The organism is Streptomyces violascens (assembly GCF_014649955.1).
In the GTDB taxonomy this organism is placed as follows: domain Bacteria; phylum Actinomycetota; class Actinomycetes; order Streptomycetales; family Streptomycetaceae; genus Streptomyces; species Streptomyces violascens.
In genome coordinates this window covers 188607-205196 of record NZ_BMUA01000001.1, presented here as the reverse complement: position 1 = coordinate 205196, position 16590 = coordinate 188607, and the positions used below count along the sequence as shown (strand labels likewise).

Genomic DNA, 16590 nt, shown 5'->3' with positions numbered 1-16590 from the left:
CACACCGAGGGACGCCGTCGAGGTGGTGCGCTTGCCGGCGGTTCCGGCCGAGTGGGGCCGGCGGAGGGCGGGCGCGATGTCAGTGGCGGGCCGCCGTGATGAAGGAGCGGATCAACTCCGTCGATTTGACACCGCGTTCGCTCTCCACGCCACTGGAGACGTCCACTCCCCAGGCGCCGGTGACGTCGGCGGCCCGGCGCACGTTGCCCGGGTGCAGTCCACCCGCGAGCATCCAGCGCCCGGTGGGAGCGGCGAACTCGGGGGAGGCCCAGTTCCACGGTTTGCCCGACCCGGGGTCGGGCGCGTCGAGGAGCAGCAGGTCCTCACCCAGCTCGCCGAGCCGAGCCGGGACCTCGGTGGCGGCTGTGGCCCGGATCAGAGTGCGACCCTGCGACCGCAGCGCCTCGTAGTACTCCGGGCCCTCGTCGCCATGCAGCTGGACCGCACGGACGCCGCTCTCCTGCGTGAGGCGGCGCACCTCGTCGAGCGGCTGGCCGCGGAAGACCCCCACCGTGAGGATGTGTGCCGGTACGCGTTCGGCGAGCCGCCGTGCGGTGGCGGCGTCGATCGTGCGCGCACTGGTCGCGAACACGAACCCGACCGCGTCCGCGCCCGCCTCGACACAGGTGTCGACATCCCGCGCGGTCCGCAGACCGCAGATCTTGACGAAGAGATCACTCATGCCCCGAGTCAATCAAACCGCCTGCCCATCCGGCAGCGGCAGTGGGCCATGCTTCGAGTATCTGCGGCGCGGTCTTCCACGACGGCGTACTCGTCGATGGTCTGCGCGTGGACCGGGCACCGGACGGCCAACCGCACCCTGGGCCCGGACACCCCGCTTGCCGTTCCGCACGCCGTGCATTGCCAGGGTGCGCGGACAAGAGCGGAGCACGGCTCCAACCACTCGTGGAACGTGGGGAATGGGGCGAACCGGGTCGCTCGCGGTCCCCGCCTGACAGGGCGGGCTCGCCCTGGCGGTTCGGCTCAGTTCGCGAACGGAGGGTTCGACATCACCGTGCGCACAACCGGTCCAACGCCGACTGGCTCTCGTCGTCCGCGGCGCGGTAGATCACCAACCGTTGGCCGGGGTCTTGAAGTGGCACGAGCACTTCGAAGTGCACTGCGATCACACCGGCGTCAGGATGTCGTATCGCCTTGTACCCGCGGCCGTTGACCTTGATGTCCCGCTCGGCCCACAGGCGTGCGAATTCCTCGTCGTGCGTGGTGAATTCGGTGATGAGATCGGTCAGCGCCTGATCGTCCGGATGCGCGGCCCATGCGGCGCGCAGATGGGCGAACCCCTCGCGCACGACGCGTTCGCGATCGACGTAGAAATCGCGGATCCGCGGATGCATCAGGCACAGCCATATCGCATTGCGCTGCGGCGGAGGCAAGGCGCCGAAATCAACGAGCAGCTTTGCCATTTCGGCATTCCAGGCCAGGATGTCGTAGCGGTGGTTCATCAGCATGGCCGGCAGCGGCGACAGGTCGGCGACCAGGCGGGCCAGCGGCGGTGCCGCCGTGGTGGCCGGCCCCTCGGTGTCGCGGGGGCGCTGCCGGGCCAGGTTGAAGAGGTAGTCGCGTTCGTCGGGAGGCAGGCGCAGCGCCCGGGCCAGCGCCTCCACCACGTTCGCCGACGGCCGCAGCCCGCGGCCCTGTTCGAGCCGCACGATGTAGTCGGTGCTGACACCGGCCAGTTCGGCGACCTCTTCGCGGCGCAATCCCGGGGTTCGCCGGGCCCGGCGACGCGACGGCAGGGGGAAATCGTGCGGGTCCAGGCGCTCGCGCCGGGTCCGCAGGAACGCGGCCAGTTCCTGAGTCGGGTCCACGGTGCGGGTCATCATGCTCGATCAACAGCCAAGGGTAGGACTGGCATTCCCAGGAATTTCTCTCCCTTATCCCCGGCTCGCGGCGGTCACAGACTGGTTTCCGGCAACGGATCACAAGCACCGGAGGACACGATGTCGCTCACCCTCGACAGCTACCGGCTCCTTGGCCGCTCAGGGCTGCGGGTCTCCCCGCTGGCGCTGGGCGCGGCGACCTTCGGCACCGAGTGGGGCTGGGGCGCCGAGCAGGACGAGGCGCGCAAGCTGTTCGACCTCTACGTCGAGCGCGGCGGTAATTTCATCGACACCGCCAGTACATACACCAACGGAAGCTCCGAGCGTCTGCTGGGCGAATTCGCCCGCGAAAACCGCGAAAGCCTGGTCCTTGCGACGAAATATTCGACGCTGCGCCGGCCCGGCGATCCGAACTCCGGGGGAAATCACCGCAAGGCCCTGTTCGCGTCGGTGGAAGCCAGTCTGCGACAGCTGAATACGGACTACATCGATCTGCTCTACCTGCACGTCTGGGATTTCACGACACCGGTCGAGGAGATCCTGCGCGGCATGGACGATCTGGTCCGGCAGGGCAAGGTCTTGTACGTGGCGATCTCCAACGCCCCGGCCTGGCAGGTGTCGCGCATGCAGGCGATAGCCGACCTGCGCGGCTGGTCGCCGCTGGTCGCGCTGCAGATCGAGTACAACCTGATCGAGCGCACCGGGGAGCGTGATCTGATCCCCATGGCACGCGAGATGGGGTTGGGGGTGGTCCCGTGGTCACCGCTGGCCGGCGGGGTGCTCACCGGCAAGTACGGGCGCGACACCCTGACCGCACCGAGCGTCGCCGCCGCCGACGGCACCCGCAGGAGCGTCACCATCGCCGGCGGCACGCTCACCGAACGCAACCTGGCCATCGTGGACGTCGTGAAGGAGGTCGCCTGCGAGCTGGGCCGCACACCCGCCCAGGTCGGGCTCGCCTGGACGCTGCGGAACCCGGACGTGACGGCACCGGTCATCGGAGCCCGCACGCCCGCACAACTGGAGGACAATCTGGGTGCCTTGGAGGTCGACTTCACTGCCGCCCAACTGGCCCGTCTCGACGAGGCCGGCGCGATCGCACTCGGCTTCCCGCACGACATGCTCGCCAGCGACACGGGCCGCGCGTTCACCCGCGGCGACCTGAAGGTCGAACCCCGCCGCTGATACCGAGGGGTCGGCTGCCACGCCACACCGCACGCCGTCCCGCATCTCGGACCGGCCGGGCCGCTCGCGTCCACACGCGACCGAACGCTCGGTCAGGAGTCCTTCGGCACCATCCGGTGCAGGCCCTTGCGATCGTAGTAGGAAGCCGCGGCCAGGCCGAAGGACAGTGCCACCACCGCGCCGACGGAGATCATGACCCAGGCGCGGGTGAGTCCGGCCTCGGCGCGTGCGTCGAAGTACAGGATGGCTCGCACCCCTCCGCCGAGTTGTCGCATCGGCTCGAACACCGACAGCCAGCGGTAGAAGCCGGGCAACGCCTCCAGCGGAATCGTCGTGCCCGAGGAGGGCAGGGCGAGCACGATGAAGACGAACATGCTGACGAGCTGTCCGATGCCGCCGAATGCCGCGTTGACGGACTGCACTCCGAGGCCCACGGTGGCGCTCGCGCAGAACGAGAACACATACAGCAGCCACAGGTGCGAGGCATCCATTCCCAGGATCGCCACGCAGGCCAGCATGATCAGAGCGGATGTCAGCGCGGCGATCGCGACGGACATGGCCCACTTGACGATCAGGGTCCGCGTGCGGCTGATCGGCACCACCGGGCGGCGGGTGTGCCAGGGCCCGATCTCGCTGTCCGCGTAGCCCAGGCCCACATCGACGCCGTTGCTGATGATGTTGCCGCCCATGAAACCGGCGAGCACAAGCAGCAGCGCGTAGTAGAAGGCGGTCAGGCCCAGACCGCTGTGCGCCCCGATCGGGTGGCCGACCTTGACCGCGACGCTGATCGGGTCGGCGAGCAGCAGCTGCGCCGCGCCGCTCGCACCGGCGGAGGTTGCGGTGAGCGTTTTGCCGAGTTGCAGCGAGGCCCGGTGGGCGGCCGCCTGATTGATGTTGCCGGCAAGGGAGGAGGCGAGGCTGCCCACGCCCGGGTTGGTGAGGACGGTCATCGTGGGCCGTGCAGGGGGTGTCGCCGCGCCGCCGGGAAGCGCCGCCACCGCCGCGGTGAAGCCCTCGGGAACCTCAAGGACCCCGTACAGCTTGCCCGTGGCCAGCTGCTGTTGGGCCGCGACCGGCTCCAGCTGTCTCCAGGACACCCGCTCGTCGGAGGCCTTGGTGATCGAGTCGGTGATCTGCGCACCCAGGTTGGTGTGTCGCCCGCCCACGACGGCACCGCGGTCGGCGTTGACCAGTCCGATGGGCAGCCGGTGCATATGGCCGTTGGGGTCGATGATGCCCCCCATGTACAGGAGCGAGAGCAGCAGCACAGCCAGCGAGACGATGACCGTGGGGAACTTCCAGATCTTGGGGTTGCGCAGCACCTGGCCCGGGCGTGCCTGGCCCGGCTTCGCCTCGGCCGCAGGGGGCTGGACAGGGGAAGACATGGCTCTCCAGGGGCTTCGGTGGGCAGCACCGGCAAGCTAACTGCGGCCGAGCCCCCGAGCCCGGCGCCCCACGCTCGCCCCGCCCGGCGGTTCCACCCGACGGCGCAGCGTCCGGGCCGGACCGGTGCTGCCCGGGCCGGGCTACCGGATCAGCTGGTCGCACTCTTCGACGGCGCTGTCGTAACTGCCCTGAAGGAAGGCGTGGATCGCCGCGAGCTGGTCGTCGGAGAAGGTGGCCGTCAGCCGGCGGCTGCGGGCGTCCATGTGCTCGTAGAACGAGGCGATCCGTTCGAGCCCCGGGGCAAAGGCTTCGACGAGTACGCGGCGGCGGTCCTGCGGGTCCGGTTTGCGCTGGACGTAACCCGCCTTCTCCAAGCGGTCGATCATGTGCGTGACCGCGCCGGTGGAACGCCCGAGTTGGGCGCTGAGAGCACCGGCGGTACAGGCCCCGGCGCGGTTGAGCATGTGCAGGCAGAGCAGATCGGTCTGCGCGATGCCGAGCCGCTGGGCGATCAGGTCGTTGAGCCTTCCCAGGGCTCCGGCGAGGTCCGTCAAGGACGCGATGATCCGGTCGGCCGGTTCGTCGGCCTGTTCGTCCTGGTGATTGACGCGCATGCGGGTCCCATTTACCTTCGCGATTAAGATACTTGGCGATGCAGCCAATGTATCCGGTCCGCTGGCGCCCCGACTTGGTGGGGTGGCGACGGTCCGGCTCCGATTCGACCTGTGGACCTTGGTGCCTACGGATCCTCGGGCCCGTGGATCCTTGGACCTCTGGAAGGAGTTCTGTCATGGACGGCTGGTACGTGGACGACCGCTGCACCAACTGCGATGTCGCCCGGCAACTCGCGCCCGACCTGGTCGTCGAGGCCGACGGAAAGTCGCGGGTTCTTCGATCCCCGCGCGATGAGGCGGAGGCACGGAGCCTTCACGCCGCGGCCTTCGCCTGTCCCACACGCTCGATCCGTACGACCTCCGGGCGGATCGACCGCGCGCGCGACCCATTTCCGATGGTTTTGGACGACGGCTTGCTGTTATGCGGACACAATTCCCAGCACACCGCGGGAGCCAACTCCTACCTCCTGCTGCGACCCTCCGGCACGGCGATGATGATCGACACGCCGCGCTGGAGCCGTGAACTCGCCGAACGGTACGCGGCGTTGAGCCCGGTCACCGATGTGCTGCTCACTCACCGGGACCATGCCGCACACGGCCGGCATTACGCGGACCACTTCGGCGCCCGCCTGTGGATCCACGAGGGAGACCTCGACGCGGCGCCCGACGCCGACCAGGTGATCCGGGGCCTCGAACCTGTTGAAATCGGGGAGGGAGTCACTGCCCACCCCCTCCCCGGCCACACCCGGGGGAGCGTGCTCTACCTCGCGGACGACCGGTACTGCTTCAGCGGTGACAGCTTCTACTGGTCGCGCGCCACCGGCGATCTGGAGGTAGCGGACAGCGTGACCTGGTACTCCATCGAGGAGTTGGCCACCTCCTTGACCAGGACGGCCGGACGGGTGCGATTCGAATGGGTCCTGCCCGGCCATGGGGACCGCCACTGCCTGGCGGTCGACGAGATGTCCCGCCGACTGCGGGCGCTCGCGGAACGCACACGACTGCTCAGGCCCCGCCCGATCGACTTCACGGCTGTCCGCTGGTGAGCACGGCGCAGTCCACCGCAGCCGTGTGACGTACGGGCTGCCGTGCCGGCGGTCGTTGATCACATGGCATTCGGGTGGCCGGGACCACGTGCGGTCGGCATGGCGATGAGTTTCGCAAGCGCGCCGGGTCCATGGGTGCGACAGTCTGCGAAGCCCGGCCGGGGAAAGCCGTCGGTCTGCCCCGTCGCGCCGGCCGACCGCACTTGAGGAGAACGACATGACCGCCACGTACACCTTCGACGTCTTTTCCAGCCTGGACGGCTTCGGTGGCGCCAGCGCCAACTGGACCGGCTACTGGGGCAAGCAGGGCCCCGAGCTGCTCGACCACCGCCTGGCCCTGTACGTACCGGAGCAGCGGATGGTCTTCGGAGCCAACACGTACCGGGCCTTCGCGCGGATGCTGGCCGAGAGCACCGAGGATTCCGACGTGCGTGACCCCTGGGTCACGCGGATGAGGAGCATGCCCGCCACGGTGGTGTCGACGACCCTGGAAGGCCCCCTCGACTGGCCGGACGCGACCGTCGTGAGCGGTGACGCCGTCGACGTCGTGGCCCGGCTCAAGGAGGAGTCCGACGTGCCGTTGCGCTCGCACGGCAGCCTCTCCATGAACCGGGCGCTGATGGCCGCCGGTCTGGTCGACCGCGTGCAGGTGACGCTCTTCCCCGTCATCACCGGCCGGACCGGCGTCGACCGGATCTTCGAAGGTGCCGCCGACTTCGACCTGGAGCTGCTCGAGCACCGGACACTCGACGGTCACATTCAGGAGCTCGTCTACCGGCCCACCCTCCACTGACCCCTGAGGGTGGACGCGGGGCGGCAGGCCATCTCCACCCTCGGTTCCACCCGTGGGTCCAGGTGCGTGAGGCCGGGCGGCAGCAGTCTTGAGGGCATGACAACGACCGACTGGATCACCGACATCGCGCTCGTCCTCGTCGTCTTCCGGCAGCTGCGGGAAGGCCGCCTCGACCTCAAGACCTTCCTGATCCCGCTGGGGATCGTGGCCTTCGTCGCCCACACCTACCTCGACTCGATTCCCACCGAGGGCAACGACCTGGTGCTCATCGGAGCGCTGATGGCCGTGGGTGCGGCGCTCGGCATCGCAGGCGGCGTCCACACCCGGATCCGCGTCGCGGGGGAGCACCTGCTGATCAAGGCCGGGGCGGTCTCCGCGGTCCTGTGGGTGCTCGGCATGGGCGCCCGGATGGGCTTCCAGATATGGGTCGAGCACGGCGGCGCCGACGACGTCGCCCGGTTCAGCATCGCCCACCACATCACCACGGATCAGGCGTGGGTCGCCGCCTTCGTCCTGATGGCGCTCACCGAGGTGGTCACGCGGCTCGCCACGATCTTCCTCCGCGGCCGGATGGTCGCCCACCGTCAACCGCTCGCGGTGGCGGCGCGAACCGCCCCCGTGCTCGACCGTACGGCCTGACCGTGGACTATGGTCACGCCGTGCCCGAAGCCCAGAAAGCCCAGGCCCCCGGGCCGGCCTCGCACCACGGGGCCGGCCCGCGGGCCGTGCCCGGCCCCGACCCGCGCATGCAGTGGGCTCTGACCCTGTTCGTCATGGGTTCCGCGATCTGGACGGTCCGGCCGCTGGATCTCAGCGGCCGGGGCCTGGTATGCGGCGCCCTTCTCCTGGTGAACTGTGTCGCGCTGGCGGCCCGGCACCTGCCCGAGGACAGGGTTTCCCCACGCGTCGCCCTGGTGTGGCTGACCGCCGGCATCGTCGCCGCGGCGGCACTGCTCGGCGTCAGCACCAGCGGATCGAGCTACCTCTTCGCGTACTTCCTCGTCGGGCACATCGGGTTCCGCCTCGAGACCAGACGAGCCCTCGCTCTCGCGGCGCTGTGCAGTGTGCTGTGCGGCGGCGTGCTCTACTTCCGCCTCGGCTCCGGCCACGATCTGCTGCCCTGGACGCTCGGTCTGACCACCGGCGGCCCGGTGGTGATCGGCATCCTCAATCGCAGCAACCGGCAGGCCGTACGGGCGGCGATCTCGGCGGCCGAGTCCGCGGAACGGGCCGCCCGCGCCGAAGCCAAGACCGCGGTACTGACCGAACGGGGCCGGATCGCCCGCGATGTGCACGACGTCCTGGCCCACTCGCTGGCAGGCATCAACATGCAGCTGGAGCTGGCGGACGCGCTGATCGACACCGGCGATCTGGACAAGGTCCGCGAGGCGAACAGGAAGGCGCACAGCATGGTCAAGGAGAGCCTGAAACAGGCCCAGTGGACCGTGCACGCGCTGCGTGAGGACTCCCTGCCGCTGGTGGAGAGCCTGACCGCGATGGTGGAGTCGTCCGGCCACCGCGACGCGCTGACGGTGACGGGGACCGCCCGCGAAGTGCCGTCCCGGGTGACCCAGAACCTGCTGCGGATCGCGCAGGAGGCGCTGACCAACGCGGCGCGGCATGCGCCGGGCGGCGATGTCCGAGTGGAGCTGACGTACGCGGCGGAGTCCATGAAACTGACGGTGAGCAACAGCCCGGCGATCCGCAAGGTGACCCCGGGCGTCGGCAGCGGGATGGGGCTGATCGGCATGCGTGAACGGGCCGCCCTCCTTGGTGGAACGATCACGGCGGGCCCGGTGGTGGCCGGACCGCACGAAGGTGGCTGGCAAGTGGAGGCAGTGATCCCGGGATGAGTGAACCGACGCAGAACGAGCAGCGGTTGAAGGTGATCGTGGCCGACGACCAGGCCGCCGTACGGGAGCCGCTGGCCGCGGTCCTGGGCCTGTCTGGGGACATCGAGGTCGTCGCGGCCGCCGCCGACGGGAGCCAGGTGCTCACCGCGGTCGCCGGGGGGCCCGTGGACGTGGTCCTCATGGACCTGCGCATGCCGGTGATGGACGGCATCGAGGCGACGCGACGGCTGACCGAGGAGCATCCGGAGGTGGCCGTCGTCGTCCTGACCACCTTCGCCGACGACGACTCGATCCTGGCCGCGCTGAGCGCAGGGGCCCGCGGATACCTGACCAAGAACGCGGGGCGCGAGGACATCGCCCGCGCCATCCGGGCGGCCGCGGCGGGCCAGTCCGTCCTCGACCGCGAGGTCCAGGACCGGCTCCTGGCCACGGCCCGCACCAAGGCCCCCACTCCCCAACAGCCGCTGCCCGGCGACATCACACCACGCGAACGCGAGGTGCTGACCCTGATCGGCCAGGGCCTGCCGAACCGGGCGATCGCCGAGAAGCTGTTCATCAGCGAGGCCACGGTCAAGACCCACATCAACAACCTGTTCGCCAAGGCAGACATCAGAGACCGCGCCGACGCAGTGCGCCGTGCCATCGCAGCGGGCCTGGCCTGAACCGGCATCCCGAAGGGGTGGGGGCGCCATGTGGAAAGGCGGCATGATGAGACGTCAGTAACCGTACAGAGAAAGGGAGTTGATATGTGTCACGCGGACAGACGCGCCCGTTGCGCACCTCGCCCGTGCGGTGGGCGTCGTGGGTTACCGGGGATGACGGAACATCGCCCCGACGCGGGCGGCCGGTCGACGGCGGCGACCGGGCCGGTCGTGGCGGCCGGCCCGGACGGGAGGCCGTGGTGAGCGGATCGGATCCCAGTCCGTTGAACCGCCGTGGGCTGCTCGCGGCGGCCGGTGCGCTGGCCGCGGCAGGCGCGGCAGCGAGTGTGGTCGGCCCGCCGGCTGCCGCGGCAGCCGCGGAAACCGGCCCGGCGACGGGGGAGTCGACAGCGTTCGGGCCGGTGACGGTCCGTCCGGGGGACACCCGTTACGAGAGCCTGCTGCGCGGCAACAACTTCCGCTTCGTGGGGCGGCCGGACGAGATCCGTGTCGTCGGCTCGACCGGGCAGGTGGTGCACGCGGTCGCCGACGCCGTACGGGCCGGGCGCAGGGTGGCCGTGCGCAGCGGCGGACACTGCTTCGAGAACTTCACCGCCGACCCGGCCGTGCGGATGCTCCTGGACATGTCGCCCATGGACGCCGTCGGCTACGACGCGGCGCGCGGCGCTTTCGCGGTGCAGCCGGGCGCCACGCTCGGGCACGTCTACCGGACGCTGTTCAAGGGCTGGGGCGTGACGATTCCCGCGGGCGGCTGCCCGGAGGTCGGAGCGGGCGGGCACTTCGCCGGCGGCGGGTACGGGCCGCTGTCCCGCCGGTACGGATCGGTGGTGGACCACCTCTACGGCGTGGAGGTGGTGGTGGTCGGCCAGGACGGCACCGCCCGCGCGGTGGTGGCGACGCGCGAGCCGGACGACCCGCACCGCGACCTGTTCTGGGCACACACGGGCGGAGGCGGCGGGAACTTCGGGGTGGTCACCCGGTACTGGCTGCGTTCGCCGGGCCCGCGGGGGAGCGACCCGTCCCGGCTGCTGCCCGCCGCACCGCGCGAGCAGCTGGCGTACCTGGTCACCTGGCCCTGGGACGAGAAGATGACCTCGCGGGCGTTCACCAGGCTGCTGCACAACTTCGGCACCTGGCACGAACGCAACAGCGCGCCCGGTTCGCCGTACGCAGGCCTGTACGCGATCCTCATCCCGATGCACCGCAGAGCGGGCGGCTTCCTGATGACCGTACAGATCGACGCGGACATCCCGGGCGCCCGGACCATGGTGAGCGAGTTCGCGAAAGCGGTCACCGAGGGCACCGGGCTCGCGGGCCAGGAGACCTGGCTTTCGATGCCCTGGCTGCACCCCACCACCTGGCCGGGCACCGGCGAGCCCGGCAATGTCGGCACCCGCCGCTACAAGATCAAGGCAGGCTATCTGCGGCGCTCGTTCACCGACGACCAACTCACCGCCATTCACCGGAACTTGACCAACAGCTCGGGTACGGCGGGCGGCGGCATGCTCCTGGTCGGGTACGGGGGCCAGGTCGGCGCCGTACCGGCCGACGCCACCGCCGTCGCCCAACGCGATGTGATCATGAAGGCGGTCTACCAGACGATCTGGTCCGACGAGCGCGACGACGCCACCAACCTCGCCTGGGTCCGCAACTTCTACCGTGATGTGTATGCCGACAGCGGCGGCGTCCCCGTGCCCGGCGTGGTCAGTGACGGCTCGTACATCAACTACCCGGACACCGACCTGGCCGACCCCGAGTGGAACACCTCCGGCGTGCCGTGGCACACCCTCTACTACAAGGACAACTACCCGCGCCTCCAACAGGTCAAGGCCCGTTGGGACCCGCGCGACGTCTTCCACCACGCCCTGTCGATCCGGCCGTCCGCCTGAGCGGGGCGGCCGCGGCCGGTTGTATGTGGCTTTGAAGCATTGCGGCACGCATGATGACAGGGACGGCTGTTCTGGCAGGGGTGGTGCCGGCCGCGGTCCGGCACCACCCCTGCCGGCATCACATATCAGGCGTCAGACGCCGGGTCTCAGACCCAGATGCGTACGGCTTCCATACGCCGTGACTGGCCCGTCGTCCCCACATAGACCGGGTTTCCGCTGACCGAGCCCAGCCAGCCGTAGCCCTCCACGTGCGCCTGCGCACCCACGCTGCCCGAGCCGACCTGGACGCCCAGCGCCTCCATCCGCCGCGACTGGCCGGTGGTGCCGACGGTCACGACCGTGCCGTCCCCTCCGCACCTCCAGCCCTGCCAGCCGATGTCGGCCAGGTGGGCGTCGGCGCAGACGCCGCCGACGCCGCTGGTCGAGATCGCCAGTGCCTCCATGCGGCGGCTCTGACCGGTCGTCCCGGCCACGCTGCCGTCGCAGACCGCCGACTGCCAGCCGATGTCCTGGACGTGGGCGGCGTAACAGATCACCCGGGCGTTCGGCAACAGCGAGGCGCGCGCTCTGCTGGTCGCCGCCTTCAGGTCCGCGACCACCGAGGCGGGCGGTGCCTCGACGGCCGAACTGCCCGCGCCCGCCGTGCTGATGGCCGGGGCGGCGGCCGGAGCCTGGATCGACGGCTGGGCCTGGGCCTCGGCCACCCCGGTGGCTCCCAGGGTGCCCGCAAGCGCGAGCCCCAGGACGACACCGGCAGTCTTGCTCATGGTTTTCTTCATGATTTTCCCCTCCTTGTACCGACTGGTCGCGCATATCTGTATCCGCGTTCCGGGGAGGGGAACAACCGTTTGTCGTGGTTACGGCCGAGAGCGGTCCCGGCATGGCGCGCTCCGCGAGCTTGTGCCGGTACCGCTCGGTGTGCGTCAGCCCTTCTCGGCCCAACTGATATGGCTGATAAGGGGAGTTGATGGTCTCTGCGAGTCTGACTGTTCGCGTGGGTGCCGCTGTGAGGTCATGACACCGAGGTCGGCTGCTCCGGGGCCACCGAGTTGCCCGGTGCGATGTGTCCGCAGTCGGACGGGGCCGGCTTGCCCGCGAACCGGTCCCCGAGCCAGCCGATCGCGCCGGGTGCCCAGGCCGCGGCCACGGGGACGTGGCTGAGCAGGTTGTACTGGTGGAAAGCGATCGAGTCGTTGCCCGTGGCGCAGTACTGCCGGGCGAGCGCGCGGACGTCCCCGGCGACCATGACCCCGTCGCCCGTCCCGATGCCCGGCGGGTTGCCGAACGTCCCCTCGGCGACGCCTCCGTTGCCCTGCGCGATGAATCCGGGAACGGTCGGGGTGGCGGCCGAACCCAGGTTGATCTTGTTGACCGCCTCGACGAACGCGGTCACCGAGTTCGGATCGGCGTACTCCGGCTTCGCCAGCTTCTTCCAGGTCAGACCGGGGTAGTGGCCGAGTGCGTCGAGCAGCGAGCCGTGCTCAAGATCCCGGTACACCTGCTGGCCGTAGCTGTTCATGTACTGCTTCAGATCGATGCCGTACGACCTGGCCACCCCGATGATCGCCATGGGGATGACCCCGGACCACACGAGGGAGCCGTCCACGTACTTGAGGTTGTGTGCCGGATCCACGAGCAGGCCGCCCTCGGCGAAGCCCACCAGCCTCTTGTTGACATCGGGCGCGTACGCCGGTGCCAGCGCCGCCGCCCAGTTGGTCGCGATGGAACCGCCTGAGTAGCCCATGAGGCCGACCCGGGTGTCGGCGTTCATGCCAGTACCGGCTTCGGGGGTGGTCGAGGCCCGGATCGAGTCCAGCGTGTTCGTCGCGTACTCCGGTCCCGCGGCGAAGTCGGCGGTCTGCCCTTCGGTGTCGGGGATGACGACGTTGTAGCCCTGCGTCAGCAGGGGCACCAGGAAGAGGTTCTCGGTGTTCGTGATGACTCCGCCCAGGGTGACGCCTCCGGCGATGGCGCGGGAGGGCCCGTCCTGGGGGTTGAGCGAGTCGTAGAACGACTGGTAGGAAACCGCCTTGCTGCCGTCACCCTTGATGCTGCGCACCACGGTGGTCACGTTGGCGGCCGGGCGGCCCTGAGCGTCGCTGGTGCGGTAGAGCAGCTGGATCGCCTTGACCGGAGTGGGTAATCCCACGATGTGGTACTGCAATGTCCGCTTCTTCAGCACGGTGCCCGGCGCGTACGAGGACAACGGTGTGCTGCTGTCGTAGGTGTAGAACGGGTCGCTCTTCGCGGCCGTCGACGGCGTGGCGGCTGCGGCCGGAACGGCGGTGGCGGCCAGCGCCGTGGCAACCGCGGTCGCCAGCACCCGCGCGGTGTGTCTGAACATGGCTCCCCCGTGGATCGTCAAATGAGTGACAGGAGTGACCTCAGGAAAGTTACCTAGAGGTAACTGCCCTGTACAGAGCCGCGACCAGTGTTTCGTGACCCGGGTGCCGGGCGGCGCGTCGTTCGGTTTCAGAGCATGATGAGCAGCCGCGTCTTTGGCTTGAGTTTCCTGTTCACCGAACGGCTCTGCACGTACACCTCCAGCGCAGGATTGTTCCCCGCCTTCACCGAGACGGTGCCCCGAACCCCCGTACCGAACAGAAGGCTGCGGGCCGCATCGCCCGTGTAGGCGCGGTCGGTGTCCTTCTCGACCACGATGACTTCCTTGTTCTGCTGAACCTGGGCCCGGCCGCCCAACTGGTAGTAACACGCGCCACGTTCGTACGTCACACCCGGATGTGAATCGACGAAGGGGCGGATCTCGATCTCCTTGTCGACCTTGAGGAGCCGGTACTTGTCGGCCGGAATCGGTTCGAGGTTGGCTCGCACCTCGTCCACCGATATGTCCTGACCGACGGCGAACAGGTTCTTCGTGCCGCGCACCCCCTGCTCGCGGCCCCGGAGGAAGCTGGTGGCGGCGGCGCGCACGGTGCCGATCGCCTCCTCGACACCCTTCTGGGAATCGGCGTCCCAGATGGCGATGTTTCCGGCCGGGAAGCCGTAGTTCTGGGCGGTCCGCTTGGCCAGGGAGTTCGGAACCAGGATCGCGGACGTCCAGTGCCCCGGAAGACCGCCCATTGTCGCGGCGATCCTGTCGAGCCACGGGCCGAGGATCGCCGGGTCGCCGTCGTGCCGCCTGTCGCCGCCGGACGCGTTCTCCTCACCATCCGTCACCACGATCTGCAGGAAGCTGTGCTCGCCGTACTGCTCCCAGATGTGCCCCAGGTCGTCCAGAGACTTCAGCGAAGCCTCGATGAGGGCGGTGGCGCCATTGTTGACCTGGTACAGCCCCCGCATGGACGGCAGATGCTTCACGTCCATGTCCCAGACAAGGTTCTCCACCTGGTGGTCGAAGGAGTAGAGGCTGATCCGCGTCTCGTGGCCGAGGCTGTCGGATTCGGCCTTCAACCCGGCCACGAACTCGTCCACAACGCGGATCAGTTGACTCTGGTGCGGACGCATGGACCCCGAACAGTCGACTACCAGCGCGACGTGATTCACCTTGTGCTGGATCTTGTTGATGGACATGGTTGTGCTCCCCCTCCGAGGCTCCCCGAGTGACGTTTTCACTGTAGGTGGAGGCACTGACAACGCCGCCTGACACCGGATCACCCTGCCCCCGGACCCGCCGGGTTGGGCCCGCCGGCCCTCCGCGACCGCAGGGCGGGCCGGGGCAGCCGACCGCGTGGCGCGGCGCCGCAGGGGTGCTCCGTACGGGATGGAGAGGGCACGGCGAGCCGGCATGCCGGCGAAAAGCATGCCGCCGAGTGCGGAATGGGCTGGGTGGGGGATGTTGGGTGACCGGGGCTGTGGGGGGTCGTTGAGCCCGGCGCATATGGAGAGTGCACCAGGGTCCCGGGGCCTGACCAGCCCCGGGACCCTGCACACCCACGACCCCGCCGGCCGACCCGGGTGCCCGCCCGCAGGCAGTCGGGGCAACGCCCCCCGGCCTCTGCCGCATTGGTCTAAATGGGCGCAATTTGTGACGTTTTATGCCTGCTCCTCGTTCTAGAGGGCGGCAGGTTTCCCACCGGGCGGACCTGCCACCCCCGCCGATCCACCGAATGGGAGCACAACACCGTGATCAAGCAGGTTCTCGCCGGGGCGGCCTTCGCCACCGCCGCAACGATGGCCGTCGCCGCGCCCGCCTCCGCGCACACCACGGGCACCGAGGCCAGGAGCATCGCCACCAGCGCCCACGAGAGCATCCGCACCGCCCGCACCGCGACCGGCTCCTCCGGCGGCGCCACCGGCGCCAGGGACTTCGGCACCCGCAACGGCGACACCGCCATCACCGGCGATTCCGGCGGCATCCTCAACACCTACGGCGCCCCCCTCATCAACATCGACGGACGCTGCCTGGTCCCCCTGCCCGAGGGCGAGGGCATCGGCGGACACGCCCTCGGCGGCCCCAAGGCCGCCTGCAACCTCGCCCCCGTCGACCAGTACCAGGCCCCCCAGAAGCTCCTCTGACCCACCAAAACCCCGAACCACCCCACAGCCCCCTGCCCCGCAGGGGACTGTCCCGCACCCCACTGTCCGCCGGCAGGAGCAAGCCAGCAGTCAGCAGGTTGGTGATGCAGGTCGGGCATGCCGACAGCTGCACATCTGGGCCAAAACGTCCGGGGCGGGTGGACGGCTGAGCTGCCGTCCACCCGCCCCGGATTCCGCAACTCTCATGGACTACACCCAGTCCATTCCGAGTTCGGAGAGCCGCGCGAGTTGCTCTTCGTTCAGCATGTGGCGCAGGGTTTCCTGGTGGGAGGCCCGTACGCCCAGCCGTACCTCAGAGCAGCTTCTGCGGGGCCTGGTACTGGTCGGCGGGCGCGATGTTGCACTCGTTCTTGAGGCTGCCGAGCCCGTGTCCGCCGATGCCCTCGCCCTCCGGCAGCGGCACCAGGCAGCGACCGTCGATGTGGCCGAGCGGGGCACCGTGGTTGTTGAGGATGCCGCCGGACTCACCGGTGATGGCGGTGTCGCCGTTGAGAGTCCCGAAGCCCGTGGCGCCGGTGCCGCCGGCGGTCGGGCCCTGCACGACATTGGTGGCGAGGATCCTCTGGAGCGCGTCGGTGGGGGACTTGAGAGCCTGGGGCGCGGTGGTGTGTGCCGAGGCCGAGGCGGGCATGGCGACAGCCATCGTTGCGGCGGTGGCGAAAGCCGCCCCGGCGAGAACCTGCTTGATCACGGTTGTGCTCCCATTCGGTGGGTTGGTGAGGAGTGGCAGGCCCGCCCTGTGCAACCTGCCTCCCCTAGAACGAGGGGCAGGCAGAACACGTCACAAATTGCGCTCATTCGGACCAACGCCCAACTCGCCGGCT

General features: G+C 69.4%; 16 protein-coding genes. 8 read left to right on the top strand and 8 right to left on the bottom strand.

All coding sequences use genetic code 11. The annotated features are described in order from the left end of the window. Positions 1-79: 79 nt before the first annotated feature. Together IE206_RS01005 and IE206_RS01000 are read right to left on the bottom strand one after the other, a co-directional pair. Positions 80-682 (bottom strand): phosphoribosylanthranilate isomerase, encoded by a 603-nt coding sequence (locus tag IE206_RS01005; RefSeq protein WP_189959621.1) that lies wholly within the window; start codon positions 680-682, stop codon positions 80-82. Positions 683-1010: 328 nt separating this feature from the next. Next, positions 1011-1844: a helix-turn-helix transcriptional regulator gene (locus tag IE206_RS01000; protein WP_189959619.1), complete on the bottom strand. Its 834-nt coding sequence runs from the start codon at positions 1842-1844 to the stop codon at positions 1011-1013. A 117-nt stretch (positions 1845-1961) separates the two neighbouring features. On the opposite strand from IE206_RS01000, the gene IE206_RS00995 reads away from it, so the two are divergent. Then, the gene (locus IE206_RS00995; protein ID WP_189959617.1) at positions 1962-3026 is read left to right on the top strand and encodes an aldo/keto reductase; all 1065 of its coding nucleotides are present in this window, start codon (positions 1962-1964) and stop codon (positions 3024-3026) included. A gap of 92 nt (positions 3027-3118) precedes the next feature. Here the strand turns inward: IE206_RS00995 and IE206_RS00990 are convergent, their stop codons facing one another. Beyond that, a complete protein-coding gene (locus tag IE206_RS00990) occupies positions 3119-4411 on the bottom strand; it encodes a YhgE/Pip domain-containing protein (RefSeq protein ID WP_189959615.1) in 1293 nt (430 codons plus the stop codon). A 141-nt stretch (positions 4412-4552) separates the two neighbouring features. Next, complete coding sequence (locus IE206_RS00985; RefSeq protein WP_189959613.1) at positions 4553-5026, bottom strand: MarR family winged helix-turn-helix transcriptional regulator; 474 nt, start codon at positions 5024-5026, stop codon at positions 4553-4555. A 176-nt stretch (positions 5027-5202) separates the two neighbouring features. Here IE206_RS00985 and IE206_RS00980 point away from each other — a divergent pair, with 176 nt between their 5' ends. The 6 genes from IE206_RS00980 (at position 5203) to IE206_RS00955 (ending at position 11269) form a co-directional block, all read left to right on the top strand. Continuing rightward, positions 5203-6072, top strand: a complete 870-nt coding sequence (locus tag IE206_RS00980) for a 4Fe-4S domain-containing protein (RefSeq protein WP_189959611.1) — start codon at positions 5203-5205, stop codon at positions 6070-6072. A 217-nt stretch (positions 6073-6289) separates the two neighbouring features. Further along, positions 6290-6865 carry a dihydrofolate reductase family protein gene (locus tag IE206_RS00975; RefSeq protein WP_189959609.1) on the top strand — a complete coding sequence of 192 codons (576 nt, stop codon included), beginning with the start codon at positions 6290-6292 and terminating at the stop codon, positions 6863-6865. A gap of 96 nt (positions 6866-6961) precedes the next feature. Continuing rightward, positions 6962-7504 (top strand): hypothetical protein, encoded by a 543-nt coding sequence (locus tag IE206_RS00970; protein ID WP_189959607.1) that lies wholly within the window; start codon positions 6962-6964, stop codon positions 7502-7504. A gap of 107 nt (positions 7505-7611) precedes the next feature. Continuing rightward, positions 7612-8718 carry a sensor histidine kinase gene (locus tag IE206_RS00965; protein WP_189960711.1) on the top strand — a complete coding sequence of 369 codons (1107 nt, stop codon included), beginning with the start codon at positions 7612-7614 and terminating at the stop codon, positions 8716-8718. Then, positions 8715-9380 (top strand): response regulator transcription factor, encoded by a 666-nt coding sequence (locus IE206_RS00960; RefSeq protein WP_189959605.1) that lies wholly within the window; start codon positions 8715-8717, stop codon positions 9378-9380. The genes IE206_RS00965 and IE206_RS00960 overlap by 4 nt, the downstream gene beginning before the upstream one ends. A 263-nt stretch (positions 9381-9643) precedes the next feature. Next, positions 9644-11269: an FAD-binding oxidoreductase gene (locus IE206_RS00955; protein ID WP_226598600.1), complete on the top strand. Its 1626-nt coding sequence runs from the start codon at positions 9644-9646 to the stop codon at positions 11267-11269. 146 nt (positions 11270-11415) lie between these two features. Here the strand turns inward: IE206_RS00955 and IE206_RS00950 are convergent, their stop codons facing one another. The 3 genes from IE206_RS00950 to IE206_RS00940 form a co-directional block, all read right to left on the bottom strand. Then, a complete protein-coding gene (locus tag IE206_RS00950) occupies positions 11416-12048 on the bottom strand; it encodes a hypothetical protein (protein WP_189959601.1) in 633 nt (210 codons plus the stop codon). A 233-nt stretch (positions 12049-12281) separates the two neighbouring features. Beyond that, positions 12282-13613 carry a lipase family protein gene (locus tag IE206_RS00945; RefSeq protein WP_189959599.1) on the bottom strand — a complete coding sequence of 444 codons (1332 nt, stop codon included), beginning with the start codon at positions 13611-13613 and terminating at the stop codon, positions 12282-12284. A 128-nt stretch (positions 13614-13741) separates the two neighbouring features. Beyond that, entirely contained in the window at positions 13742-14800 is a 1059-nt protein-coding gene (locus IE206_RS00940; protein WP_189959597.1) for a vWA domain-containing protein, read from the bottom strand. A gap of 552 nt (positions 14801-15352) precedes the next feature. Here IE206_RS00940 and IE206_RS00935 point away from each other — a divergent pair. Next, on the top strand, positions 15353-15745 hold the full coding sequence (locus tag IE206_RS00935) for a hypothetical protein (protein WP_189959595.1): 393 nt from the start codon (positions 15353-15355) through the stop codon (positions 15743-15745). Positions 15746-16058: 313 nt separating this feature from the next. Here the strand turns inward: IE206_RS00935 and IE206_RS00930 are convergent, their stop codons facing one another. Next, a complete protein-coding gene (locus IE206_RS00930; protein WP_189959593.1) occupies positions 16059-16457 on the bottom strand; it encodes a hypothetical protein in 399 nt (132 codons plus the stop codon). Positions 16458-16590: the final 133 nt, after the last annotated feature.

Coding starts and splice junctions, on each gene's coding strand:
- IE206_RS01005 (WP_189959621.1), bottom strand. CDS start 682: ATGAGTGATCTCTTCGTCAAGATCTGCGGTCTGCGGACCGCGCGGGAT.
- IE206_RS01000 (WP_189959619.1), bottom strand. CDS start 1,844: ATGATGACCCGCACCGTGGACCCGACTCAGGAACTGGCCGCGTTCCTG.
- IE206_RS00995 (WP_189959617.1), top strand. CDS start 1,962: ATGTCGCTCACCCTCGACAGCTACCGGCTCCTTGGCCGCTCAGGGCTG.
- IE206_RS00990 (WP_189959615.1), bottom strand. CDS start 4,411: ATGTCTTCCCCTGTCCAGCCCCCTGCGGCCGAGGCGAAGCCGGGCCAG.
- IE206_RS00985 (WP_189959613.1), bottom strand. CDS start 5,026: ATGCGCGTCAATCACCAGGACGAACAGGCCGACGAACCGGCCGACCGG.
- IE206_RS00980 (WP_189959611.1), top strand. CDS start 5,203: ATGGACGGCTGGTACGTGGACGACCGCTGCACCAACTGCGATGTCGCC.
- IE206_RS00975 (WP_189959609.1), top strand. CDS start 6,290: ATGACCGCCACGTACACCTTCGACGTCTTTTCCAGCCTGGACGGCTTC.
- IE206_RS00970 (WP_189959607.1), top strand. CDS start 6,962: ATGACAACGACCGACTGGATCACCGACATCGCGCTCGTCCTCGTCGTC.
- IE206_RS00965 (WP_189960711.1), top strand. CDS start 7,612: ATGCAGTGGGCTCTGACCCTGTTCGTCATGGGTTCCGCGATCTGGACG.
- IE206_RS00960 (WP_189959605.1), top strand. CDS start 8,715: ATGAGTGAACCGACGCAGAACGAGCAGCGGTTGAAGGTGATCGTGGCC.
- IE206_RS00950 (WP_189959601.1), bottom strand. CDS start 12,048: ATGAAGAAAACCATGAGCAAGACTGCCGGTGTCGTCCTGGGGCTCGCG.
- IE206_RS00945 (WP_189959599.1), bottom strand. CDS start 13,613: ATGTTCAGACACACCGCGCGGGTGCTGGCGACCGCGGTTGCCACGGCG.
- IE206_RS00940 (WP_189959597.1), bottom strand. CDS start 14,800: ATGTCCATCAACAAGATCCAGCACAAGGTGAATCACGTCGCGCTGGTA.